This is a genomic window from Micromonospora coriariae, assembly GCF_900091455.1.
Classification (GTDB): Bacteria; Actinomycetota; Actinomycetes; order Mycobacteriales; family Micromonosporaceae; genus Micromonospora; species Micromonospora coriariae.
In genome coordinates this window covers 3078003-3099682 of record NZ_LT607412.1, presented here as the reverse complement: position 1 = coordinate 3099682, position 21680 = coordinate 3078003, and the positions used below count along the sequence as shown (strand labels likewise).

Genomic DNA, 21680 nt, shown 5'->3' with positions numbered 1-21680 from the left:
TCCGACGGGGGCGGTGCGCCCGTTCCCATCCCAGCAGGGTCGGGCGCACCGATGTCGGTGAAGCACGGATGACAGAAGGGGGCATCGGGCTGATCGCCCGGTGCCCCCTTCGCGTACGCGGGTCAGCGACGGCCGACGGTGAGCACCGGCTTGGTGACCTCGGCGAAGAAGTCGTTGCCCTTGTCGTCGACCACGATGAAGGCGGGGAAGTCCTCCACCTCGATCTTCCAGACCGCCTCCATGCCAAGCTCCGGATACTCCAGGACCTCGACGTGCTTGATGCAGTCCTGGGCGAGGCGTGCGGCGGGGCCGCCGATCGAGCCGAGGTAGAAACCGCCGTGCTGCTGGCAGGAGCGGGTCACCTGACCCGACCGGTTGCCCTTGGCCAGCATCACCTGCGATCCGCCGGCAGCCTGGAACTTCTCCACATAGGCGTCCATCCGGCCGGCGGTGGTCGGCCCGAACGAGCCGGAGGCGTACCCCTCGGGGGTCTTGGCCGGGCCGGCGTAGTAGACGGCGTGGTCGCGGAGGTACTGCGGCATCGGCTCGCCGGCGTCCAGCCGCTCGGCGATCTTGGCGTGCGCGATGTCCCGGGCCACCACCAGGGGGCCGGACAGCGACAGCCGGGTCTTCACCGGGTACTTGGACAGCTCGGCGCGGATCTCGTCCATCGGTCGGTTCAGGTCGACCCGGACGACCACCTCGGCGTCGAGTGAGTCGTCGGTGACGTCGGGCAGGAAGCGCGCCGGGTCGGTCTCCAGCCGCTCCAGCCAGACACCCGACGGGGTGATCTTGGCGACCGCCTGCCGGTCCGCCGAGCAGGAGACCGCGATCGCCACCGGGCAGGAGGCGCCGTGCCGCGGCAGCCGGACCACCCGCACGTCGTGGCAGAAGTACCTGCCGCCGAACTGCGCGCCGATGCCGAAGTTGCGGGTCAGCTCCAGCACCTCCGCCTCCAGCTCCAGGTCGCGGAAGCCGTGGGCGCTCATCGAGCCGGCGGTGGGCAGCGCGTCCAGGTACTTGGCGCTGGCGTACTTCGCGGTCTTCAGGGCGTACTCGGCGGAGGTGCCGCCGATGACGATGGCCAGGTGGTACGGCGGGCAGGCGGCGGTGCCGATCAGCCGCAGCTTCTCCTCCAGGAACTGCATCATCCGCGTCGGGTTGAGCAGCGCCTTCGTCTCCTGGTAGAGGTACGACTTGTTGGCCGAGCCGCCGCCCTTGGCCATGAACAGGAACTTGTACGCGTCGGGGTGCCCGTCCGGGTCCTCGGCGTACAGCTCGACCTGGGCCGGCAGGTTGCTGCCGGTGTTCCGCTCGTCCCACATGGTCAGCGGGGCCAGCTGGGAGTAGCGCAGGTTCAGCTTGGTGTACGCCTGGTAGACACCCCGGGAGATGGCCTCGGCGTCGGCCCCGTCGGTCAGGACGTGCCGGCCCCGCTTGCCCATCACGATGGCGGTGCCGGTGTCCTGGCACATCGGCAGCACCCCACCGGCGGCGATGTTGGCGTTGCGCAGCAGGTCCAGCGCAACGAACCGGTCGTTCGGCGAGGCGGCCGGGTCGTCGATGATCGCCCGGAGCTGAGCCAGGTGCGCAGGGCGCAGGAAGTGCGCGATGTCGTGCATCGCCTCGGCGGTCAGGGCGGTGAGCGCGGCCGGCTCCACGGTGAGGAACCGGCGGCCTCCCGGGCCGTGTACGACGTCCACGCCCTCGTCGGTGACCAGGCGGTAGTCGGTCTGGTCGGGGCCGGTCGGCAGCAAAGGGGCGTACGAGAATGCGGCGGCACTGCTCATGAGCGGCAAGCCTAGGGCAGACCGGTCGATCATTCCCACCCGCCGGGCTGGTCCTGGGATGCCGCTCTCATTCGCCGGACCCGCCGCGCTCCCGGCTCGTCCTGGTCAGCGTCGCGCCCGACCGAGGCTGGCCGTGCCGGCACCGCCGCTCAGCCGTCCTTGCCGCCGGCCGGGTCGTCGCAGAGTTCCCGCTTGGGCCCGCAGTTGTCGTCGCCTTCGGGGGCGGGGCCGGTGCCACCGGGGCCGGGGATGCCGCCGCTGCCGGGCGGTACGCCGGGAGCGGCGCCGATCGCGCCGAAGCGGACGTACCCGATCTCCCGCCCCTCGCCGACGATCATGCCCTGTGGCCCGACCGCTAGGGCGTTCGCGGGGGTCCGCAGGACGGCAAGTTCCCGGCCGCTGCGCGGGTCCACGGCGACCAACCGGGACGGCTTCTCGTCGGCGACCACCGCCGCGTACGGAGTGAGCGCGGCGCCGGCCTTGCCGCTGGCCGGCCGGGTCCACAGGACCCGGTCGGTGCCGAGTTCGCGGGCCACCACCGAGCGCTTGTCGGCGGCCCGGAACAGGGCGTACCGGTCGTCGACCGCGATCAGCCGGGTACCCGGTTCGCCGACCCAGAGCAACCGCCCGTCGTACCCGTCGATGACCGCTTCGCGACCGTCCGGGCCAACCCCGATCAGGACGTTCCGCGCGCCCTGCGGGTCCTCCCGCTGCACGCAGCCGGCGCTGTCGGCGGTCCGCAGGTTGACCCCGGCCCGCGTCCAGGCCTCCTGCCCGGTCGCCGGGTCACGGGCGGAGATGGCGAAGTAGCAGTTGCCGTCCTGGGAGCGGGCGGCGATCCGCAGCATCCGACCGCCCACCACGGAGAGCCGCTCGTCCCGGTCCGGCTCGACGTTCTGCAGCACCCGGCCGGTCGCGGTGTCGACCACGTGCACACGACCGTCGACCGGGAACCCGAGCAGTGGTGGCACCGACTCCGGTCCGGCCACCCGGTCGTCGATCCGGGTGGCGGTGAGCCGGCGGGTGCCGCGCAGACCCGGGTTGTCGGCGAGCAGCCCACTGCTCACCCCGGGCAGGAAGGCCGTCCACAGTGGTGCGGTGCCGCGCGGATCCCAGGCGCTCAGGGTGCAGTCGGTGGCATCTGTGCAGTGGGCGTCCAGCAGCAGGTTGCGGTACGTCCAGACGGCCACCGCGTCGTCGTCACGTCGCCGGGTCACCCCCGTGGTGGGGTCGAGCAGCTCGTACCCCTTGACCAGGAGCTTTCCGACGGCGACCACCGGGTCCCGGTCGCCACCGGCCACCGCGGACCAGTCCGCCTTGCGCTCCCAGAGCTGGGCACCGGTGGCGAGGCTGCGGGCTTCGACCCGGGTGCGCTGCTCGACCACCACCGTGTCGCCGGCGATGGTCACGCTGCGCGGGGTGCCGCCCACCCGTACCTGCCAGACCACGTCCGGCTCGGAGATGGGTTCACTGCGGTCCACCCAGTCCCACAGGCCCGGAAAAGGGTTCCACACGCCGGTCGCGGCGAGGGCGACCACCACGGCGAGGCCGAGCAGCAACCCGCCGCGCACGCTCCCCTTCGCCACACCGCACACGGTAGCCACGATCACGGATCTTCCGTACGCCCGCGCCGCCGTGTCGCCGCGCTTTCTGGGGCCGGAGGTGTTAACAGGGGGCCCTTGCTCTACCGGAGGCGTTAAGAAGGTGCCCTTCCTTCGGTCCGTACGGCGCTGCGCACCAGAGGCAGCGTGCGGTAGGGAATCTGCTCGGCCAGCGCGATGATCGTCGAAGCCCGCGTGATACCGGCGGAGGAAACGATCTGGTCGATGACCCGCTGCAGGTCCGTGTTGGAGCGGGCCACGATCCGGCAGAGCAGGTCACTGGAACCGGTGATGGTGTGCGCCTCCAGCACCTCGGGAATGGCCGCCAGGTGGGCGGTGACCGGGTCGTGGCCGTGCCGCTGACTGATCTCCAGGGTGACGAAGCTGGTCACCCCGAACCCGATCGCGGCCGGTGAGATCTCCGGGCCGAACCCGCCGATGACACCCCGGTCGACCAGCTTGTCCAGCCGGGCCTGCACTGTGCCCCGGGCCACCCCGAGCCGCCGGGAGCACTCCAGCACGCCGATCCGCGGCTCCTCGGCGAGCAGTTCGATCAAGCGCACGTCGAGCGTGTCGAGCTGTACAGCCTGCTCACCATTCATGGGTTCAGACCATACCGAATGTGCAACCTGACCAGCATTTACTCCGACAGTTGCCCAGTCGGGGCCGGCCCAGCGATCCTCGCCACAGGAACCAGACCACGGCGGCCCACGAGGCCGGCCGGTACGCGAGGGAGGCCACCATGACCCAGGCGATCGACCGACCCCAGTCGACCGAGGACGTCGACGTCGACCGGCTCGTCGGCGCCGTCGACCACGACATCAGCCACGACCCCTTCCCGGTCAAGGGCCTCGACCACGTGCACTTCCTGGTCGGCAACGCCAAGCAGGCCGCGCACTACTACTCCACCGCGTTCGGCATGACCTGCGTGGCGTACCGCGGCCCCGAGCAGGGCTACCGGGACCACGCCCAGTACGTGCTGACCAGCGGCTCCGCCCGGTTCGTGCTGACCGGCGCGGTGCGCCCGGACGCCGACGGCGCCGAGCACGTGGCCCGGCACAGCGACGGGGTGAGCGACATCGCGCTCGAGGTGCCGGACGTGGACACCGCGTACGCGCACGCCATCGCGCAGGGCGCCACCAGCGTCGTGGAGCCGCACGAGGTGAGCGACGAGCACGGCACGGTCCGGATGGCGGCCATCGCCGCGTACGGCGACACCCGGCACACGCTTGTCGACCGGTCCCGCTACACCGGCCCGTTCCTGCCCGGCTTCGTGGCCCGTGGCCCGATCGTGGACCGGCAGCCGATGATCGACGCCGGCATCCAGCCGAAGCGCTTCTTCCAGGCCGTCGACCACGTGGTCGGCAACGTGGAGCTGGGCCGGATGGACGAGTGGGTCGAGTTCTACAAGCGGGTGATGGGCTTCTCCAACATGGCGGAGTTCATCGGCGACGACATCGCCACCGACTACTCGGCGCTGATGAGCAAGGTCGTGGCGAACGGCACCCGCAAGGTGAAGTTCCCGCTCAACGAGCCGGCGATCGCCCGCAAGAAGTCGCAGATCGACGAGTACCTCGAGTTCTACCAGGGCCCGGGCGCCCAGCACATCGCCGTCGCCACCAACGACATCCTGGCCAGCGTCGACGCGATGCGGGCCGCCGGCGTGGAGTTCCTGGACACCCCGGACTCGTACTACGAGGACCCGGAGCTGCGCGCCCGGATCGGCAATGTGCGGGTGCCGATCGAGGAGCTGAAGGCCCGCAGGATCCTGGTCGACCGGGACGAGGACGGGTACCTGCTCCAGATCTTCACCAAGCCCGTGCAGGACCGCCCGACAGTCTTCTTCGAGTTGATCGAGCGGCACGGCTCGCTCGGCTTCGGCAAGGGCAACTTCAAGGCGCTCTTCCAGGCCATCGAGCGGGAGCAGGAAGCCCGCGGCAACCTGTAACACTTGCGAGCGTGACGCAGCCTCCGTCGTACCCGACGCCGCCGGTAGGTGGGCCTCCGCCCGCCACCGGCGGCGTCGCGCCGCCGCCCGGACCACACCCCCAGGGGTACGCGGTGCCGCCGCAGTACGCCCCACCAGGCTGGGCCCCACCGGGGTACGCCGGACCACCCCGTCCGCTGCCCCCGACGCTGAGCCCGGGCGGTCAGCCGCTGGCCAGCTTCGGCGACCGGCTACTGGCCTGGCTGATCGACACGGTGTTGGCCAGCGCCGTCTCGCTTGTGCTGTTCATGCCGGTCTTCGTCGTCCTCTGTCTGCGGATGATCACCGAGATGAACCGGACCAACCCGGACGGAACCCTCGTCGAGCCCGACCCGGGCACCCTGTTCGTCACCTTCTTCATTCCGATCCTGCTGCTCGAGCTCGCGCTGCTCGTCCTGATGCTCGGTCTCTACTGGCTCTACCACGTGGAGTACCTCAAGCGCGGCGGTCAGACGGTCGGCAAGAAGGTGATGAAGCTGCGCGTGGTGCCGCTCGACCCGACCCGCGCGCTGGACCGGCGGATGGCCGGCCGGAGGTGGCTGGTGCAGTACCTGGCGGCCTCGCTGGTTCCCGGCATCAGCTACCTCGACGGGTTCTGGCAGCTCTGGGACAAGCCCTGGCAGCAGTGCCTCCACGACAAGTTCGCCGAGACGGTCGTCGTTAAGGTAGCTCCGTGAGCGTGCAACCTGGCTGGTACGTCGACCCCGCCGACCCCGAGACCCGGCGCTACTGGGACGGCGAGGGCTGGCTCGGCGCGCCGATCCCCGTCGACGCGACGCCGCCGGACGGGCCACCCCCGGTGGAGCCGCCGCCCGTCCCGGTCACCCCGGTCACCCCGGTCACCCCGGCCGCGCCGGCCGCGCCGGCCGCCCCCGGCCCCGCCGCGCCCGGCTGGTCGCCACACCCCGCACCGGGTCCACAGCCAGGGCACGGCCCACAACCAGGGCAGGGCCCGCAGCCGGGCCCGGGCTGGGGACCGCAGGCGGGTCCCCCCGGCTGGCCACCGTACGGTGTTCCGCCCGGCTGGGCACCGCACGGCGGTCCTCCCGGCTGGCCCGGACGGCCGCCCGAGCCCCGGCCGCACGGCCAGGCCTTGGCCGGCTACGGCCAGCGGTTCGCGGCCCGGCTGATCGACTTCGGCCTTGTCTTCGCGCTGAACGCACTGGTCAACGGCTGGTTCGTCTGGCGGTGGGTCCAGGAGTGGGCGCCGTACTGGCGGGAGCTCCTCCGGCGTGCGGCGCGGGGCGACACCTCCACCGAGGGCATGCCGGTGCCCAGCGAACAGGCCGGGCTGCTCCTGGTGGTGATTCTGGTGATCGCCACCGCGCTCTGGCTGGCGTACGAGGTGCCCGCCATGGCCGCTGGCGGGCAGACCGTCGGCAAGCGGGTGATGCGGATCCGTGCCGTGCCGCTCGCCGCCGACCAGCCGCTGGGCTTCGGCCGGGCGCTGAGCCGGTGGACCACGCTCGGCATGCCCACCCTGCTCTGGTACTGCGCGGGGCTCGGTCTGTTGCTGCAGCTGGTCGACGCCCTCTCCCCGCTCTTCGACCACCAGCTCCGTCAGGCGCTGCACGACAAACGCGCGCAGACGGTGGTCGTCCAGGTCCCCCGCACCACCGGTGCCGCCACCCAGAACGACAGCAACCAGCCCTCGGGAGAAACCCCATGACCGACTCCGGACGCCACCAGCCGGCGCTACGGCTGACCCGCGCCGACCTTGACTCGCTGCCCAACTACGTACCGGGGCGCAGCCCCGCCGACCTGGCGCGCGAGCTGGGTCTGCCGGAGGCGATCAAGCTGGCCAGCAACGAGGTGCCGTACGGGCCGCTGCCCGGTGTGGTGGAGGCGGTCACCGAGGCGCTCGCCGGCTCGCACCGTTACCCGGACATGGGCGTGGTCGCGCTGCGTGACGCGCTGGCCCAGCGGTACGGGGTGGACGCCGACCGGATCGCCACCGGCTGCGGGTCGGTTGCGCTCGCCGAGCACCTGGTGCGGGCCACCTGCCTGCCCGGCGACGAGCTGCTCTACTCGTGGCGGTCGTTCGAGGCGTACCCGATCATCGCGGCGACCAGCGGCGCGACCAGCGTGCGGGTGCCCAATGACGCCGGGCACGGGCACGACCTGGCGGCGCTGGCGGCGGCGGTGACCGACCGGACCCGGATGATCCTGGTCTGCAACCCGAACAACCCCACGGGCACGGCGGTACGCCGGGCGGAGCTGGACCGGTTCCTCGACGCGGTGCCGGACGACGTGCTGGTGGTCATCGACGAGGCGTACCGGGAGTTCGTCACCGACCCGGAGGTGCCGGACGGGCTCGACTACCTGGACCGGCCGAACGTGGCGGTGCTGCGCACGCTGTCCAAGGCGTGGGGTCTGGCCGGCCTGCGGGTGGGCTGGCTGGTCGCCCAGCCGGTGGTGGCCGCGGCGATCCGCAAGGTGGTGACCCCGTTCTCCACCAGCACGGCCGCCCAGGCAGGGGCGCTTGCCGCACTGGCCCAGGCTCCGGAGATGGAGCGCCGTTGCGCCCTGGTCGTCGCCGAGCGGGACCGGGTCACCGAGGCGGTGCGCAAGTTCGTGCCCGACGTCCCGACCAGCCAGGCCAACTTCGTCTGGCTGCCGCTGGGCGACCGGGCGGTGGCGTTCGGCAAGTCGTGCGAGGCGCGCGGGGTCATCGTCCGCCCGTTCGCCGGGGACGGGGTCCGCGTCACCATCGGCACTCCGGCCGAGAACGACGCGTTCCTGGCCGCCGCGGAGGCGGCACTGGTCTGACCCGTGCCGGTCCGGGACTGAGGACGCCGCTGGTCGACCGGCTCACTCCGGTCGCCGGCGGCGGGCCACCAGCCAACCGATCAGCAGCAGGCCCACGGTTCGGAGTATGGGCGGCTGATGCGACCCGATCAGGTGGCGGCCAGGATCACCGCCTCGGCGGTCAGGTAGTACCGCTGGTCGTCCCCGGCCGGGTCGACCGGCTCGCGGAGCCGTTCCACAGCGAGGTAGCCGTCCGCCGCCGCCACCGCCCCGGGCGCCCAGCCGGTCCCGTCCCTGCCGACGTTGAGCGAGAAGCGAGAGAGCTGCCGACCGGTCACCGGATCGAGCGTCACCAGGTCGTTCGCGTCGGTCAGCAGGTGCACCCGGCCGGGTTGGACGGCGAGCACCCGAGCCGGTCCCAGCCCGTCGACCCGCCACAGCTCCGCCCGGGAGCGGGCCGACCGACCAACTGCCACACCGTCGAGCACGGTGATCGCCTGCTCGCCGGCCAGGATGGTGCCGGAAGAGTCCAGCGCGGGGGCGGCGGTCGGCTCGCCGGCACCCAGCAGCCAACCCCGGCCACCCGCGTCACCCGGTCCGGCGGTCCGCAGCCCCGGGCAGTCCGACCGGCCGGTACGGCAACCGAGCGGGGTCGCCACCAGCCCGTCCGGGCCGTTGGGCGGCCGCCAGCGCTCGCGCACCACGCCGGTCGCCGCGTCCCGGAACTCGACAGTGGCCGGCCCGGCGCAGCTGTCCACGCCGATCAGCTGGCCGGAGGAGGTGGTGCCGACGTCGCTGCGGCAGCCACCCGGCAGGTCGAGCCGCCACAGCTCCCGGCCGCCAGCCAGCTCCACCCCGCGTGCCTGGGTGTCTCCGGTGACCACCAGCACCGTCCGGCCGTCGGTGAGGTCGGCGAGGTAGAGGCCGCGCGGATCCCAGACCGTGGCCGCCCCGGTACGCCGGACCACCGGCCCACCCCGGACGGGCACCGGGCCGTCGGCTCGCCAGCGCACCCGCCCGGTCGACGCGTCGAGCGCGACCAGACGCCCGTCGGACCACCGGCTGACCACGGTCCTGCCGCTGGCCACCACTCCTGTCAGTTCGGCCGGCCAGCGCCGGTACGACCAGTACGGGCTGGTCCGGTGCCGCCCGTCCACCGGCCGGTCGGCATAGACCTGGCGGTGCGCGGCGTACACCCGCAGCCGCGCGTCCACGATCAACGGGGCGACCGGCAGCCGGCCGACCACGCCGACGGCCGGTTGAGCCGCGGCCGGGTACGTCGCCCGTGCCACAGTGCTCACCTCGGCCGGCGCGAGCACCCGGTGGACGATGACGGCGACCGCCGCGGTGGCGAGCAGCGCCACGACCGCCGTCACGAGCCGTCGTCGACCCTTCGGGAACCCCATGCCGCACCTCCGCCCGGCACCCTACCCAGCGGAACCCGTCAGATCCCGGTCAGGTCGCGCCGCCCGGCGGGACGTCGGTGGTGGAGCCGGACGGGTGAAGGTCAGGCTGCTTCGACGGAGCCGGTGGCGCCGGCCGCGAGGGCCAGGTCGGCGAGATCACGCCGGAGCGCCACCTCGACCGCCCGTGCGGCGAGCCCGCCGAGCAGCAGCGCCACCACCCGGCCGTACGGGCCGTTCGGCACCGCCTCCTGGGTGACTGTGACCGCCGTGCAGCCACGACGCCGACGCCGGACCGACCGCAGGTTCCAGGTGATCCGGTAGTCCACTCCGGCACCGGAGGAACAGAGCACCAGCAGGTGTGGCGCGCGTGCCTCCACCACCAGGAACTCCTCGGTCACGGTGCCGCCGCCGGGTTGGGTGCGCGCCTCACGCCACGCGGTGCCCGGCCCGAACGGACCCGGGGTGAGCAACTCGACCGGGCCGGCGGCGCTCAACCGGGCCGCGCGGCCGGGGAGGTCGGTCAGTAGACGCCAGACGTCGACGGCGTGCGCCTCGATGAACCCGGTAACCGCCACCGTCGACATGCCACCCTCCCGTGTCCTCGACGGTACGCGGGGTGAGGGCCGGACGGGGCCTCCGGGACGGAATTTCCACCGCCCGGAGGCCTCGTTGTCCGTTTCGCCCGGCCACTCGGCACTGGTCAGCGACCGGCTCGACGGTCAGTGATCGAAGCGACCGGCCCGGATCGCGCCGATGAACGCCGTCCATCCCGGCGGGCTGACGGCGAGTGTGGGACCGGCCTGGTCCTTGGAGTCGCGGACCGCTACCAGACCGACGACGTCGACCAGGTTGTCCGCCACCTCCACGCAGAGCCCCTGGTCGTTGGAGCGGCTGCTGGTACGCCAAACCGCGCCCGCGAAATCGTGCATCGTCCTACCTCCGTGTGCGATGGGGTGCCCCACCGCTGGCAGCCGGGCGCGGCCCGGCCCGTACCGGACGGCGGGGCGATGGAATCCGCGACGATCAACGGGGTAACCCGGATCGGTGATCGCACAGCCGGTGCGATCACAAGTCCCATCGACGAGACGGTCCGCCGGACGGGCCCACAGCGGGCCCAACACGACCGCCCGGCCCGGTCCGGTCGCCCTGTGCGGAAGGCGCGGATCAGCGGGCCGGACGGACCGTCCCGGTGACCTCGCCGAGGGCGACGGTGGTGCCGTCCGGGCCCGGAGCGGTGGCGGTGATGGTCACCGTGTCGCCGTCGGCGAGGAAGGTGCGGCTCTCGTCGCCGAGCTTCACCGGCTCGGCCCCGCCCCAGGTCAGCTCCAGGAACGAGCCGACCTGCCCACGGTCCGGGCCGGAGACGGTGCCCGAGGCGTACAGGTCGCCGGTGCGCAGGGACGCGCCGTTGACGGTGAGGTGCGCCAACTGCTGGGCCGGCGTCCAGTACATGGTGGCGAACGGTGGCTCGCTGACCCGCTCGCCGTTCCACTCGACGGCCAGCCGGAGGTCCAGCCCCAGGTGTGGCACGTCCCGCAGGTAGTCGACGACCGGCGGGTCCTGATCCGGCGCCGGCACGAAGGCGTCGGCGAGCGCGTCGAGTGGCGTCACCCAGGCCGAGATCGAGGTGGCGAAGGACTTGCCCAGGAACGGCCCGAGCGGCTGGTACTCCCAGGCCTGGATGTCCCGCGCCGACCAGTCGTTGACCAGCACCACGCCGAAGACGTGGTCGGCGAAGTCGTCGACGGACACCCGGGCGCCCAGCGGGCTGGGCACGCCGACCACGAAGCCGACCTCGGCCTCGATGTCGAGGCGTACGGACGGGCCGGTGACCGGGCCCTCGGCGGAGGCGCGCTGGCCGGTCGGGCGGATCACCGGCGTCCCGGACACCACCACCGTGCCGGACCGCCCGTGGTAGCCGATCGGCAGGTGCTTCCAGTTGGGCAGCAACGGCGGCTGGCCCGGACGGAAGATCTGCCCGACGTTCGACGCGTGGTGCTCGGACGAGTAGAAGTCGACGTAGTCGGCCACGTCGACCGGCAGCAGCAGCTCCACCTCGTCCAGCGGCACCAGGAGCGGTTCCACAGCGGCCCGGTGTGCCGGGTCGGTCAGCAGTTCGGTGATCCGCTGCCGCACCGTCGTCCACTGCGGGCGGCCCAGGGCCATGAAGTCGTTGAGGGTGGGCCGGCACAGCGTCCCGGCGGCCAGCACCAGCTCAGCGGCCTCCGCCGCCGCCAGGTCGAGCACCCACGAACCGATCCGCACGCCGATCCGCGGCTGACCCCCGCCGGACCGAAACACCCCGTACGGCAGGTTCGTCACCCCGTACGGCGAACCGTCGACACCGGTCACCCAGGTCATGCGTCGTAGCCCCCGTTCACCAGCCCCAGCCGGATCAGATCGGTAAGTGGTTCCAGGATGCTGCACGAGCCGAAGCCGACCCAGAGCGGGCGGTGCGCGTCCTGCCGGCCGGTCGTGCGCTCCAGCAGCGGGCGCGGGTCGGCGACGGTGAGCAGCTCGGCGACGGGGCCTACGCCGTCGCCCTCGGCGGCCGCCAACGTCGCGGCCAGCACGTTGGCGTAGCCGTGGTGGGTGAACCCGGTTTCCGGGTCGAGGTGCCGCACCGCCTGGTGCAGCCCCGCGGTCAGTTTGAACGGCAGGTCCCGGTCCCGGCAGGCGCAGATCACCGCGGCCAGCTCGGCCGGCGTGGGAAAGAGCTCGGCGGCGAGCCCACCGGTGCGGAACTTGGCCGCGACCGGCACCCCGTCGGCGCGGGCGGCGGCGAGCGCGTCCAGCGCGCCCATCAGCCCGAAGGTCAGCGGCAGCTCGGCGTAGACGGCCTCGACGTCGGGCAGGGAATCGGCCACCCGCAGCAGGTCGGCGATGCCGGGCAACGGGTCCTCGCCCCGCCGGGCGACCGCCACCTCGACCTGTCGTGCGGTGACGCCGTCCGGCGCCAGGAACGACAGCGCGAAGGGCAGGTTCCCGATCCCGGTGTCACCGATCACGCCGATGACCAGGCCCTCGGCGGGGTCGACGAGACCACTCAGCTCGCCTGCGGCGACGGTCGAGGCCGGGACCAGCAGCGGGCCGACCAGGCCGGCGTACCAGGCGGCGCGGTGCCGACGGTGGGCGACCAGGGCGTCGGGCAGCGTGGCGCTGCCCGGAGGGAAGACGGCGGCGTCATCCACCAGGCCGTCGAGGAGTGCGGGCACCTGCGTTGACACGGAACAAGAATGTACGGGACGCTACGAGGAACGGACAACAGCGTCCGATTATCGGACGCCACCGGCCGGTGAACGGGACATATCGGGAGGCGAGATGCCGTACTACCGCAGCGTCGGCGAGGTGCCGCGCAAGCGCCACACCCAGTTCCGTCAGCCCGACGGCAGCCTCTACGCCGAGGAGCTGATGGGCCAGGAGGGCTTCTCCTCCGACTCGTCCCTGCTCTACCACCGGCACGCGCCCACCGCGATCCTGGCCGCCGACGAGTTCACCCCGCCGGGGTTCACCCGGACGCCGAACCTGCCGCTCAAGCCTCGCCACCTGCAAACCCACAAGCTCGACGCCGGCGGTGCCGACCCGGTCCTCGGCCGGCAGTACCTGCTCGCCAACGACGACGTGCGGATCGGGTACGTGCTCGCCGACAGCCCCTCGCCGCTGTTCCGCGACGCCACCGGCGACCACTGCCTCTACGTCGAGTCCGGGACGCTGCGGGTCGAGTCCCCGTTCGGCGTGCTGGAGGCCGTGGCCGGCGATTACGTCATCATCCCCACCTCGACCATCCACCGGCTGGTGCCGACCGGTGCGGAACCCGTCCGTCTGCTCACCATCGAGGCGGCCGGGCACATCGGCCCGCCCAAGCGCTACCTGTCGGTACGCGGCCAGTTCCTGGAGCACTCGCCCTACTGCGAGCGCGACGTCCGCGGCCCGGACGCCCCGCTGCTCGTCGACGGCGAGGAGGCGGAGGTGCTGGTCCGCCACAGGCGTGGCTGGACCCGCTACGTCTACGCCCACCACCCGTTCGACGTGGTCGGCTGGGACGGGCACCTCTACCCGTGGGCGTTCTCGATCCACGACTTCGAGCCGATCACCGGCCGGATCCACCAGCCCCCGCCGGTGCACCAGACCTTCCAGGGCCCCAACTTCGTCATCTGCTCGTTCGTGCCCCGCAAGGTCGACTACCACCCGGAGTCGATCCCGGTGCCGTACAACCACCACAACGTCGACTCCGACGAAATGCTCTTCTACACCGGCGGCAACTACGAGGCCCGGCGCGGCTCCGGCATCGAGCAGGGCTCGATCTCACTGCACCCGTCCGGCTTCACCCACGGCCCTCAGCCGGGTGCCGCCGAGCGCTCCATCGGGGCGGACTACTTCGACGAACTGGCCGTCATGGTCGACACCTTCCGCCCGCTGGACCTCTGCGACGCGGCCCGCACCTGCGAGGACGACGGCTACGCCTGGACCTGGGCGCGTCGGGTCTAGCGGTCCCGGGGTCAGCGGATGGCGGTGCGGGTGAAGATGGCGAATTCGGCGACCGCGGTGGCGGCGATGGCCAGCACCAGCGGCCACGGCGAGCCGACCACCGCGTACACCAGGAGCAGGACCGGCGCGGCGGCCACCGCGTAGATCGCCAGGGCCAGGACCCGGTCCGAGTGCAGTAGGCCGGGCAGAACGGTCCGGGTCAGCCCCGGCAACCGTGCCGCCAGCTGCCAGACCACGATGGCGCCGGTGAGCGCGGCGAGCACCGCCAGGACGCGGGAGAACCCGTCGTTCGCCGAGGCGGCGAACGCCACCACCACCGCGGCCACCAGCGACCAGCCCGCGCCGTAGAGCACCAGACGATGCAGGCCGTACGCGATGGTGCGCCCGGAGTCCATCCGACGCGGGCTGATGGTGGCCGCCTCGGCGAGGTGTTCCAACGCCTCCGACCAGCGGCGCTGCTCCAGCCGGATGACACCCACGTCGTGCCGGGCGTCGGCGAGGCGCGGGTCGAGCCGCAGCGCCTCGCGGTAGGCCCGCTCGGCCAGGTCGAACAGCTCCAGTCGGGCCGCGACCAGGCCGAGCACCAGGTGCGCCTGCGGTTCGTCGGGGGCCAGCTCGACCCCGCGCCAGGCCGCGTTCAGCGCCGGCTGGCCGTTGCGCGAATCGGCCAGGAGGGCCGCCGCGCTGCGCTGGGCGTACGCGTCCGCCGGGCCGAGTGCGAGGAGTTGGTCGGCGGTGGCGGCCGACTCGGCGTAGTGCTCCAGGTCGGCCAGCGCCATGCCCCGGACGACAAGCGGCGGGAGTGCCTCCGGTGCGGCGGCCACGGCCGCGTCGGCGGCGGTGAGCGCATCGACCGGCCGACCGGCGGCCAGGTGTACGCGGGCCAGCATGGTGAGCGCTTCCCGGTCATCGGGCGCCAGCGCGAGCCCATAGGTCAGCTCCCCGGCCGCCTCGTCGTGGCGGCCGAGCTCGGCGAGGAGTTGGGCGCGCTCGAGGTAGCCGTCGGCGGCGGAACGGTCGGAGGCGGGGTCGCTGGACATCGCGGCGAGCCTAGGTGGCCGGCGCGTCGTACACCAGGGCCACCGCGATGCCCGCGAGCCCTTCCTCGCGGCCGGTGAAGCCGAGCCCGTCGGTGGTGGCGGCGGAGACGGTGACCGGGGCACCGATGGCAGCGGAGAGAACCTGCTGGGCCTCCGCGCGACGCCGGCCGATCTTGGGCCGGTTGCCGACGACCTGCACGGAGACGTTGCCGATCTCCAGGCCGGCGGCCCGTACCCGGCGTGCCGTCTCGGTCAGCAGGGCCACCCCGGACGCGCCCGCCCACTCCGGCTCGCCCACCCCGAAGGCGGATCCGAGATCACCCAGACCGGCGGCGGAGAGCAGCGCGTTGCAGGCGGCGTGCGCGGCCACGTCGGCGTCCGAGTGCCCGGCGAGGCCGTCCTGGTCGGGCCAGAGCAGGCCGGCCACCCAGCAGGGCCGGCCGGGCTCGAACGCGTGCACGTCGGTGCCGACGGCCACCCGGGGAACGATCATGACCCGAGGGTACGCGTCAACCGGCGGTCGCGAGCAGGTGCTCGGCCAGCGCGAGGTCGAACGGGCGGGTGATCTTCAGCGCGTACTCCGAGCCGGGCACACAGCTCACCGTGACGCCCTGCTTCTCGACCAACCCGGCGTCGTCGGTGAGCGAGTCGCCGGCCGCGGCGTGCGCGGCGGTGAGCACGGACCGGCGGAAGCCCTGTGGCGTCTGCACCGCCCGCAGGGCGGATCGGTCCACGGTGCCGAGCACCACCTCGCCGGCGCCGACCTCCTTGATCGTGTCGACGACCGGCAGCACCGGGATGACCGCGTCGCGCCCGTCCCGGACCGCCGCCGCGACGGACTCCACCAGGTCGGGCGGCGTGAGCGCACGGGCGGCGTCGTGCACGAGGATGATCGCCGGACCGGCGGGAACCGCGGCCAGCGCGGCGGCCACCGACGCCTGCCGCTCCGCGCCGCCCGGCACCACGGTCACCGGGGCGACCTGGGCGAGCAGCTCGCGGACGGCCGTCACCTCGGCGGCCGGGGCGGCCACCACGATCGTGTGCACAGAGGGTGCGGCGGCCAACCGGCGCACGGCGTGCACCAGCAGCGGCTCCCCGGCGAGCAGGCGCAGCGCCTTGGGTCGGCCCGGGCCGAGCCGTACACCGGCACCCGCCGCAGGCACGAGGACCGCGACGTCACCGCGCGGATTCAGCTGCGCGGTCACGTCGCGGTCCTCGGTGGTTTCTTCGCTACGAAGTGGGTACGACGATGCTGTGCGGACTAGGCCTCGGTGAGCACCTTGTCGAGCAGCGTCTCCGCCTCGTCCTTGGTGCTCTTCTCCGCCAGCGCGACCTCGCCGACGAGAATGTCACGGGCCTTGGCGAGCATGCGCTTCTCACCCGCGGAAAGGCCCCGCTCCCGCTCCCGACGCCACAGGTCACGCACGACCTCGGCGACCTTCAGCGGGTTGCCGGAGGCCAGCTTTTCCAGGTTGGCCTTGTAACGCCGCGACCAGTTGGTCGGCTCCTCGGTGTGCGGAGCCCGAAGAACGTCGAAGACCTTGCCGAGGCCCTCTTCGCCGACCACCTCACGCACGCCCACGATCTCGGCGTTCTCGGCCGGCACCCGGACCGTCAGGTCACCCTGCGCGACCCTCAGGACGAGGTACTGCTTAGGCTCGCCCTTGATGACCCGAGTCTCGATTGCCTCGATGAGTGCGGCCCCGTGGTGGGGGTAAACAACGGTCTCGCCGACACTGAAAACCATAGGTTCGAAACCCCTTTCGCTGTGTCTAGGGTAACACGGTCAGGCACCGATGTCTCACCGATGTCCTGACCGTTGGCGCAGCTCAGGGGCCCTGTGAGAGGTCTTTCTTCAGCTTGACAGGCGGTCAAACCGATGGTTCGAACACGCTCCGTAACGCACGGATGACTTCCCGGTACGGGTGAACAGAACGTCGAGATCAAGGGCTATGCGCTCACCTCATGGTATCCCGCCGGGCGGGACCGCGCCCAGGTGTAGCGGGAGGTGCCCCTGGTGCGGGACGCTGGAGGCAGCACCGCACTCCGCTCTCGAGACGCTGCCAGGGGGTCCGATGGGCAAGCCGGACGCAGAGGGCCACGGGCTGCCCGACCTGCCGCCCGAGTGGGGTCGTGTGGTCGTCCCCGACGACGCTTCCGCACTCGCCACCGAGGCCGCCCAGATCCGCCATGAGCTGCGCCGGGCCGCCGGCCGGCCGGGTCCGCACCGGGCCCTGGCCGTGCCGCTGCTGATCGTGCTCGTGGCGGTGCTCACCACGCTGGCCGGCCTGCTGGCGGTCACCTGGCCGCGCGCCAACCGCGGCACCGACCGCCCGACCCCGGCTCCCTACGCGCCGCCCGCGGCCCTCGCCGGGCGGGCGCTGCCCGCCCTGGACCTGGTCGACGCCGGGCAGTCACCGGTACCCCTGCGCGGCCTGCTGCCCGCCATGATCATCCTGGTGGACGGCTGCCTGTGCGCGGACCGGGTGGCCGAGGCCGTGGCGGCGGCGCCCGCCGGAGTGGCCGTGGTCACCGTCAGCGGAGGGCGGGCGGTCACCGCCCCACCGCCGGTCGAGCGGAACGTCCGCGCCCTGGCCGACCCAGCAGGCGGGCTGCGCTCGTTCCTGGGCCAGCCCGCCCGAAACGGCACCGCGACCGCGCTGCTGGTCGACCGTGCTGGCGTGGTGACCCGGGTGCTGCCCGAGCTGGGGCCGGTCGACGCGTACCGGGAGGACCTGAGCGCCCTCACCGCCTGACCGGGGCGGCCGGCGGCCTAACGGGGCAGCGCGACGAGCTGCACCTGGACGTCGATCGGCCCGTCGCCGACGGCGGACAGGGAGACCCGGAACCGCCCGCCACCGGTCAGCACCTCGGCGGAGGCCATCGTGCCGTCGCAGTCGATCCGCGGCCGGCCGGCGATCGCGGCCCCGGTGCTCGTCACCACCATCGTGCCGGGCCGGGTGCACCGGTACTGGAGCAGGTAGCGGGAGCCGTCATCGGTCGACTGGCGGGTCACCCCCTGGCCCGGGGTGAGTTCCCTCTCCTCCCGCCAGATCGTCTCCTTGAACAGGGGCAGCCCACCCGACGGGTCCGGTTGAGAAAACAGCTCGCCCGGCACTCCGTCCACGGTGCCGACCATGCCCGTCGCAGGATCGATCGACACTCCGCTGCTGCTCTGTCTCTCGATGACCTCGCCCGTCTCGGAATCCAACCGCACCGTCACCCGGGCATCGGGCGGCGCGGCGACCATGGCACGTTCCAACGCTGTGCTGACGGTCGGCCCGACGGTCGGCGTCGCCGCCGAAGGGCCAGCCGACCCGGCCGTCGAGACGGGCGCGGCGGCCCGCCACCACCAGCCGCCGACGGCCAGGGCGGCCAGGGCCACGCCGACCAGCGCCGCCGACCGCAGCCGGTCGTCCGCCGCAGCATCCATGCGGCGATCGTACCGGCCGGGACCCCGGGGCGATCAGCCCTGTCGATCGAGCAGCACGGCGTACAGGGTGAGGCCGGGACCGAACGCCAGCATGACGATCCGCCGGGGCGCCGCCGTCGCGCGACTCAGCCGATCGAGGATCAGCAGCACAGTGGGCGAGGAGCAGTTGCCGTGCTCGTCGAGCGTCGCCCGGGACGCCGCCAACGCCTGCGGCGGAAGGGCCAGCTCCCGCTCGACCACGTTGAGGATTCGCGGCCCGCCCGGGTGCACGGCCCAGCCGTCCACCTCGGAGACGGTCGTGCCGTGCCGGGCCAGCAGGTCGTCGACCAGCCCACGGACGTGCCGGGAGAGCACCTGCGGCACCTTCGGCGACAACCCCATCCGGAAGCCCGCGTCGGTGACGTCCCACGTCATGTGGTCGGCGGTGGACGTGTCGGTGATCGAGGTGACCTCACGCATGACGTACCCCGGGCCACCCGGCATCACCACGGCGGCGACCGCGGCGTCCGAGAAGAGCGCGTGCGAGACGATCTGCTGGGTGTCCACCCGGGCGCTGGACGGCTGGATGTGCAGGCTGGTCAGCTCCGCGCAGAGCAGCAGCGCCGGACGGCCCCGGGCGGTGACGAAGTCGCTCGCCGCGCCCAGCCCCGGCAGCGCCGCGTAACAGCCCATGTGGCCGACGAACATCCGCTGGGTGTCCGGAGCCATGCCGAGATCCCGGGCGAGCAGGATGTCGAGCCCCGGGGTGGCGTACCCGGTGCAGGAACAGACGATGAACAGCCCGATGTCGCCGGCGCCCAGCCCGGCCGCGGTCAGCGCACGGCCGACCGCCTCCTTGCCCAGTGGCAGCGCCTCCACCTGGTAGCGGCGCATCCGGCGTTCGGTCGGCCAGTCCGAGACGTCCTCCAACAGGGGATTGACCGCGGCCTGCCGGCGCGTCACCCCCGAGTTCGCGAAGATCCGCTGGGCCAACGACCGGGTGGTGCCGGAGAAGTGCCGGGAGAAGAAGCCCTCCCACAACTCGTCCTGTAAAGCGGACGGCGGCTGTGCCGTCCCGAGCCCCGCGATCACTGGTACGGCCACGATCCCCACCTCTCGTCCGACCTTGCGCTCCCCCGGTTCCTCCCCCCGGCCACCACGGCCGGCCGATCCCCCGCGCCGGTCCAGCCGCACCGGCTCACCAACGCGGGGCCGATCCGTCACGGTCCGGGTCCCCGCCCAAGGCGGCGATGCCGAGCCAGTCGGCGCAGACGTCCGACGTGGCCGGATGCAACGAGCCACAGCGGGCGTCCCGGTAGAGCCGCTCCAACGGGTGGCCGCGTCGCGTCGCCGAGGTGCCCGCCGCCTCCAGCATCGACGCCGCCACCTCGGCGGCCGTGGTGCCGGCGAGCAGCTTCGCGCGCCACACCCAGCGGTTGGTCTCCGCGTCACCCGGCGTCTCGTCCACCCGGCGGGCCGCCTCGGCCACCACCAGCTGGGCCGCCGCCGTCGCCGCGTCCGCCCGCCCCAACCGCGCGCGCACCGCCGACAGGCCGGCCAGGTTGCGGGCGTTGAGGTGCTCGGCCGCCGCGTCGATCGCCGCCCGGGCCACCCCCACGTAGACCGCCGCGTAGCTGGCCACCAACCAGTGCGGCATCAGCTGGGCGACCACCAGGGCAAGCCCCTCCACTCCGCCGAGCAGCCGGTCGGCCGGCACCGTGACGTCCAGGTGCAGATCGTGCGACGAGGTGGCGCGCATGCCGAGCGCGTCCCAGGTCGGCTCGACGGTCAACCCGTCACCGGCCGGCACCAGGAACTGGGAGACCACCGACTGGTCCGCTGTGCTGCGCGCGGCCACCAGGTAGCCGTCGGCGTGCCCGGCGCCGGAGCAGAAGGTCTTGCTGCCCTTGAGGTGCCAGCCCGCGTCGGTCGCCTCGTAGACCGTGCTCAGCTGGGAGAGCCGGGCACCGGCGCCGCGCTCGCTCATCGCCACCGCGTACCAGGAGCCCTGCGCCGCGGCGGTGAGCAGCCGATCCCGGGCGGCCAGCGCCGCGTCCGGCACGCCCAGCGCCTCGGCCAGCTCCTCGGTGACCGCGCCCAACGCGCCGGTCACCGAGGCGTGCATGTTGAACACCAGGGCGGTCGCACCGTTGCCTCGGGCAAGTTCGGTCGCCACCTCGGCGTACTCGGCGAAGCTGGCGCCCAGGCCACCCAACGACCGGGGCACCATCAACCCGAACAGGCCGGCCTCCCGCAGGTCACGGAAGTCCTCGACCGGAAAGGAGCCCTCCCGGTCGTGCTCCGCCGCCCGCGCGGCGAACCGCGGCGCCAACCGGCGGGCCGCCTCCAGCGCGTGCACCGTCATATTGCCCCCTTCTCGGCGTCCCTTACCCCCGCCACGGCCCGACTATCCGTTGCGGACCCCCCGGCCCTGGTACAGCACAGCGGTGGACCGGGTCGGCACGATGCGCGGAGCACGGCCGGTGGGTGCCGCGCCCAGCCCCCGGGCCGCGCGTGTCCGGCGCAACAGCCAGGTGACCAGGCCACCGACCTGCGGTCGGATGCCACGCAGCCGCAACTCGACGCCGTGCCGGGCGCACTCGGCCACCAGCGCCCGTGCGTCCACGAACAACCGTGGATCGTGGATCCCGCGCGGCACGGTCGGCAGTCGCTCGGCGATGCGCACCGCGACCAGTCGGGCCAGTGCGGTGTCGTTCAGGGTGTCCAGCACCAGCAGCCCGCCCGGGCGCAGCAGCCGGCACGCCTCCGCCACCGCGAGCGGCCAGGCCGGGACGTGTTCGAGCAGCTCACCGGCGGAGACCACGTCGGCGCAGCCATCGGCGAGCGGGACCGCGGTGACATCAGCCTGGATCACACGCACCCCGTGCCCGGCTGCCTGGACCAGCGCCGAGCGGGTCAGGTCGACCCCGACGTGCCGGTATCCCTTGCCGGCCAGGTGCGGCGCGAGCAGCCCGGCACCGCAGCCCAGGTCGACCAGGAGCGCGTCGGGGCGGGCAGCCGGTGGCACAAGTGCCGCGCGGGCCTCGGCCAGCCAGTGCAGCATCGCGAACGCGCCATCCGGCCGCCACCACTCACCGGCCAGATCGTCGTACTGGCGCGGATCGTTGCGCGGCAGCACCCGGGGGCCGGTGGACGCCGCGGCCGCAGCCACGTCTCGCATGGCTCCGAGCGTGGCACGACTGCTCGG

22 protein-coding genes are annotated in these 21680 nt (G+C 73.0%); 6 read left to right on the top strand and 16 right to left on the bottom strand.

Annotated features, from left to right (window positions below; genetic code table 11):
- Positions 1–122 precede the first annotated feature (122 nt).
- From GA0070607_RS14530 to GA0070607_RS14520, 3 genes are all read right to left on the bottom strand, one after another.
- Positions 123–1790: a fumarate hydratase gene (locus GA0070607_RS14530; protein WP_089018687.1), complete on the bottom strand. Its 1668-nt coding sequence runs from the start codon at positions 1788–1790 to the stop codon at positions 123–125.
- Positions 1791–1939: 149 nt separating this feature from the next.
- Positions 1940–3385: an outer membrane protein assembly factor BamB family protein gene (locus tag GA0070607_RS14525; protein WP_408630906.1), complete on the bottom strand. Its 1446-nt coding sequence runs from the start codon at positions 3383–3385 to the stop codon at positions 1940–1942.
- Between the two features lie 101 nt (positions 3386–3486).
- On the bottom strand, positions 3487–3993 hold the full coding sequence (locus tag GA0070607_RS14520) for an Lrp/AsnC family transcriptional regulator (RefSeq protein ID WP_089018686.1): 507 nt from the start codon (positions 3991–3993) through the stop codon (positions 3487–3489).
- Between the two features lie 140 nt (positions 3994–4133).
- Between GA0070607_RS14520 and hppD the strand changes: the two genes are divergently transcribed.
- Genes hppD through hisC form a run of 4 tightly spaced genes read left to right on the top strand, consistent with a single transcriptional unit; the run spans position 4134 to position 8147 of the window.
- Complete coding sequence (hppD, locus tag GA0070607_RS14515; protein ID WP_089018685.1) at positions 4134–5339, top strand: 4-hydroxyphenylpyruvate dioxygenase; 1206 nt, start codon at positions 4134–4136, stop codon at positions 5337–5339.
- 11 nt (positions 5340–5350) lie between these two features.
- Positions 5351–6055 carry an RDD family protein gene (locus GA0070607_RS14510; RefSeq protein WP_089018684.1) on the top strand — a complete coding sequence of 235 codons (705 nt, stop codon included), beginning with the start codon at positions 5351–5353 and terminating at the stop codon, positions 6053–6055.
- Positions 6052–7047: an RDD family protein gene (locus GA0070607_RS14505; RefSeq protein WP_089018683.1), complete on the top strand. Its 996-nt coding sequence runs from the start codon at positions 6052–6054 to the stop codon at positions 7045–7047. Before GA0070607_RS14510 ends, GA0070607_RS14505 begins: the two co-directional genes overlap by 4 nt.
- Positions 7044–8147, top strand: a complete 1104-nt coding sequence (gene hisC, locus GA0070607_RS14500) for a histidinol-phosphate transaminase (RefSeq protein ID WP_089018682.1) — start codon at positions 7044–7046, stop codon at positions 8145–8147. The genes GA0070607_RS14505 and hisC overlap by 4 nt, the downstream gene beginning before the upstream one ends.
- Before the next feature lie 128 nt (positions 8148–8275).
- Here hisC and GA0070607_RS14495 read toward each other — a convergent pair whose 3' ends face one another.
- The 5 genes from GA0070607_RS14495 to GA0070607_RS14475 form a co-directional block, all read right to left on the bottom strand.
- Positions 8276–9532: an outer membrane protein assembly factor BamB family protein gene (locus GA0070607_RS14495; protein WP_089018681.1), complete on the bottom strand. Its 1257-nt coding sequence runs from the start codon at positions 9530–9532 to the stop codon at positions 8276–8278.
- A 101-nt stretch (positions 9533–9633) separates the two neighbouring features.
- On the bottom strand, positions 9634–10116 hold the full coding sequence (locus GA0070607_RS14490) for an SRPBCC family protein (protein WP_089018680.1): 483 nt from the start codon (positions 10114–10116) through the stop codon (positions 9634–9636).
- Positions 10117–10251: 135 nt separating this feature from the next.
- On the bottom strand, positions 10252–10461 hold the full coding sequence (locus GA0070607_RS14485) for a DUF397 domain-containing protein (protein WP_089018679.1): 210 nt from the start codon (positions 10459–10461) through the stop codon (positions 10252–10254).
- A gap of 235 nt (positions 10462–10696) precedes the next feature.
- Positions 10697–11893 carry a fumarylacetoacetase gene (gene fahA, locus GA0070607_RS14480; RefSeq protein WP_089018678.1) on the bottom strand — a complete coding sequence of 399 codons (1197 nt, stop codon included), beginning with the start codon at positions 11891–11893 and terminating at the stop codon, positions 10697–10699.
- Positions 11890–12759, bottom strand: a complete 870-nt coding sequence (locus GA0070607_RS14475) for a hypothetical protein (RefSeq protein ID WP_089018677.1) — start codon at positions 12757–12759, stop codon at positions 11890–11892. The genes fahA and GA0070607_RS14475 overlap by 4 nt, the downstream gene beginning before the upstream one ends.
- Positions 12760–12853: 94 nt before the next feature.
- Between GA0070607_RS14475 and GA0070607_RS14470 the strand changes: the two genes are divergently transcribed.
- Positions 12854–14020 (top strand): homogentisate 1,2-dioxygenase, encoded by a 1167-nt coding sequence (locus tag GA0070607_RS14470; protein WP_089018676.1) that lies wholly within the window; start codon positions 12854–12856, stop codon positions 14018–14020.
- A gap of 11 nt (positions 14021–14031) precedes the next feature.
- On the opposite strand, the gene GA0070607_RS14465 is transcribed toward GA0070607_RS14470, so the two are convergent.
- Genes GA0070607_RS14465 through GA0070607_RS14450 form a run of 4 tightly spaced genes read right to left on the bottom strand, consistent with a single transcriptional unit; the run spans position 14032 to position 16807 of the window.
- Complete coding sequence (locus GA0070607_RS14465; protein ID WP_089018675.1) at positions 14032–15060, bottom strand: tetratricopeptide repeat protein; 1029 nt, start codon at positions 15058–15060, stop codon at positions 14032–14034.
- 10 nt (positions 15061–15070) lie between these two features.
- Positions 15071–15553: a 2-C-methyl-D-erythritol 2,4-cyclodiphosphate synthase gene (gene ispF, locus GA0070607_RS14460; protein ID WP_089018674.1), complete on the bottom strand. Its 483-nt coding sequence runs from the start codon at positions 15551–15553 to the stop codon at positions 15071–15073.
- A 16-nt stretch (positions 15554–15569) separates the two neighbouring features.
- Entirely contained in the window at positions 15570–16265 is a 696-nt protein-coding gene (gene ispD, locus GA0070607_RS14455; RefSeq protein WP_089018673.1) for a 2-C-methyl-D-erythritol 4-phosphate cytidylyltransferase, read from the bottom strand.
- A gap of 56 nt (positions 16266–16321) precedes the next feature.
- Positions 16322–16807, bottom strand: a complete 486-nt coding sequence (locus GA0070607_RS14450) for a CarD family transcriptional regulator (RefSeq protein ID WP_007073334.1) — start codon at positions 16805–16807, stop codon at positions 16322–16324.
- A 328-nt stretch (positions 16808–17135) separates the two neighbouring features.
- Here GA0070607_RS14450 and GA0070607_RS14445 point away from each other — a divergent pair, with 328 nt between their 5' ends.
- Positions 17136–17816 carry a hypothetical protein gene (locus GA0070607_RS14445; protein ID WP_089018672.1) on the top strand — a complete coding sequence of 227 codons (681 nt, stop codon included), beginning with the start codon at positions 17136–17138 and terminating at the stop codon, positions 17814–17816.
- 17 nt (positions 17817–17833) lie between these two features.
- Here GA0070607_RS14445 and GA0070607_RS14440 read toward each other — a convergent pair whose 3' ends face one another.
- The 4 genes from GA0070607_RS14440 to GA0070607_RS14425 form a co-directional block, all read right to left on the bottom strand.
- The gene (locus GA0070607_RS14440; protein WP_089018671.1) at positions 17834–18493 is read right to left on the bottom strand and encodes a hypothetical protein; all 660 of its coding nucleotides are present in this window, start codon (positions 18491–18493) and stop codon (positions 17834–17836) included.
- 33 nt (positions 18494–18526) lie between these two features.
- A complete protein-coding gene (locus GA0070607_RS14435; RefSeq protein ID WP_089018670.1) occupies positions 18527–19585 on the bottom strand; it encodes a type III polyketide synthase in 1059 nt (352 codons plus the stop codon).
- An 85-nt stretch (positions 19586–19670) separates the two neighbouring features.
- Positions 19671–20837 (bottom strand): acyl-CoA dehydrogenase family protein, encoded by a 1167-nt coding sequence (locus tag GA0070607_RS14430; protein WP_089018669.1) that lies wholly within the window; start codon positions 20835–20837, stop codon positions 19671–19673.
- Positions 20838–20879: 42 nt separating this feature from the next.
- A complete protein-coding gene (locus GA0070607_RS14425; protein WP_089018668.1) occupies positions 20880–21653 on the bottom strand; it encodes a methyltransferase domain-containing protein in 774 nt (257 codons plus the stop codon).
- Positions 21654–21680 lie beyond the last annotated feature (27 nt).

Bases quoted from the DNA above. Each gene is read 5' to 3' on its own strand.
- GA0070607_RS14450 (WP_007073334.1), bottom strand. From the start codon at position 16,807: ATGGTTTTCAGTGTCGGCGAGACCGTTGTTTACCCCCACCACGGGGCC.
- GA0070607_RS14495 (WP_089018681.1), bottom strand. From the start codon at position 9,532: ATGGGGTTCCCGAAGGGTCGACGACGGCTCGTGACGGCGGTCGTGGCG.
- hisC (WP_089018682.1), top strand. From the start codon at position 7,044: ATGACCGACTCCGGACGCCACCAGCCGGCGCTACGGCTGACCCGCGCC.
- hppD (WP_089018685.1), top strand. From the start codon at position 4,134: ATGACCCAGGCGATCGACCGACCCCAGTCGACCGAGGACGTCGACGTC.
- ispF (WP_089018674.1), bottom strand. From the start codon at position 15,553: ATGATCGTTCCCCGGGTGGCCGTCGGCACCGACGTGCACGCGTTCGAG.
- fahA (WP_089018678.1), bottom strand. From the start codon at position 11,893: ATGACCTGGGTGACCGGTGTCGACGGTTCGCCGTACGGGGTGACGAAC.
- GA0070607_RS14520 (WP_089018686.1), bottom strand. From the start codon at position 3,993: ATGAATGGTGAGCAGGCTGTACAGCTCGACACGCTCGACGTGCGCTTG.
- GA0070607_RS14465 (WP_089018675.1), bottom strand. From the start codon at position 15,060: ATGTCCAGCGACCCCGCCTCCGACCGTTCCGCCGCCGACGGCTACCTC.
- GA0070607_RS14530 (WP_089018687.1), bottom strand. From the start codon at position 1,790: ATGAGCAGTGCCGCCGCATTCTCGTACGCCCCTTTGCTGCCGACCGGC.
- GA0070607_RS14490 (WP_089018680.1), bottom strand. From the start codon at position 10,116: ATGTCGACGGTGGCGGTTACCGGGTTCATCGAGGCGCACGCCGTCGAC.
- GA0070607_RS14440 (WP_089018671.1), bottom strand. From the start codon at position 18,493: ATGGATGCTGCGGCGGACGACCGGCTGCGGTCGGCGGCGCTGGTCGGC.
- GA0070607_RS14445 (WP_089018672.1), top strand. From the start codon at position 17,136: ATGGGCAAGCCGGACGCAGAGGGCCACGGGCTGCCCGACCTGCCGCCC.
- GA0070607_RS14430 (WP_089018669.1), bottom strand. From the start codon at position 20,837: ATGACGGTGCACGCGCTGGAGGCGGCCCGCCGGTTGGCGCCGCGGTTC.
- GA0070607_RS14470 (WP_089018676.1), top strand. From the start codon at position 12,854: ATGCCGTACTACCGCAGCGTCGGCGAGGTGCCGCGCAAGCGCCACACC.
- GA0070607_RS14485 (WP_089018679.1), bottom strand. From the start codon at position 10,461: ATGCACGATTTCGCGGGCGCGGTTTGGCGTACCAGCAGCCGCTCCAAC.
- GA0070607_RS14425 (WP_089018668.1), bottom strand. From the start codon at position 21,653: ATGCGAGACGTGGCTGCGGCCGCGGCGTCCACCGGCCCCCGGGTGCTG.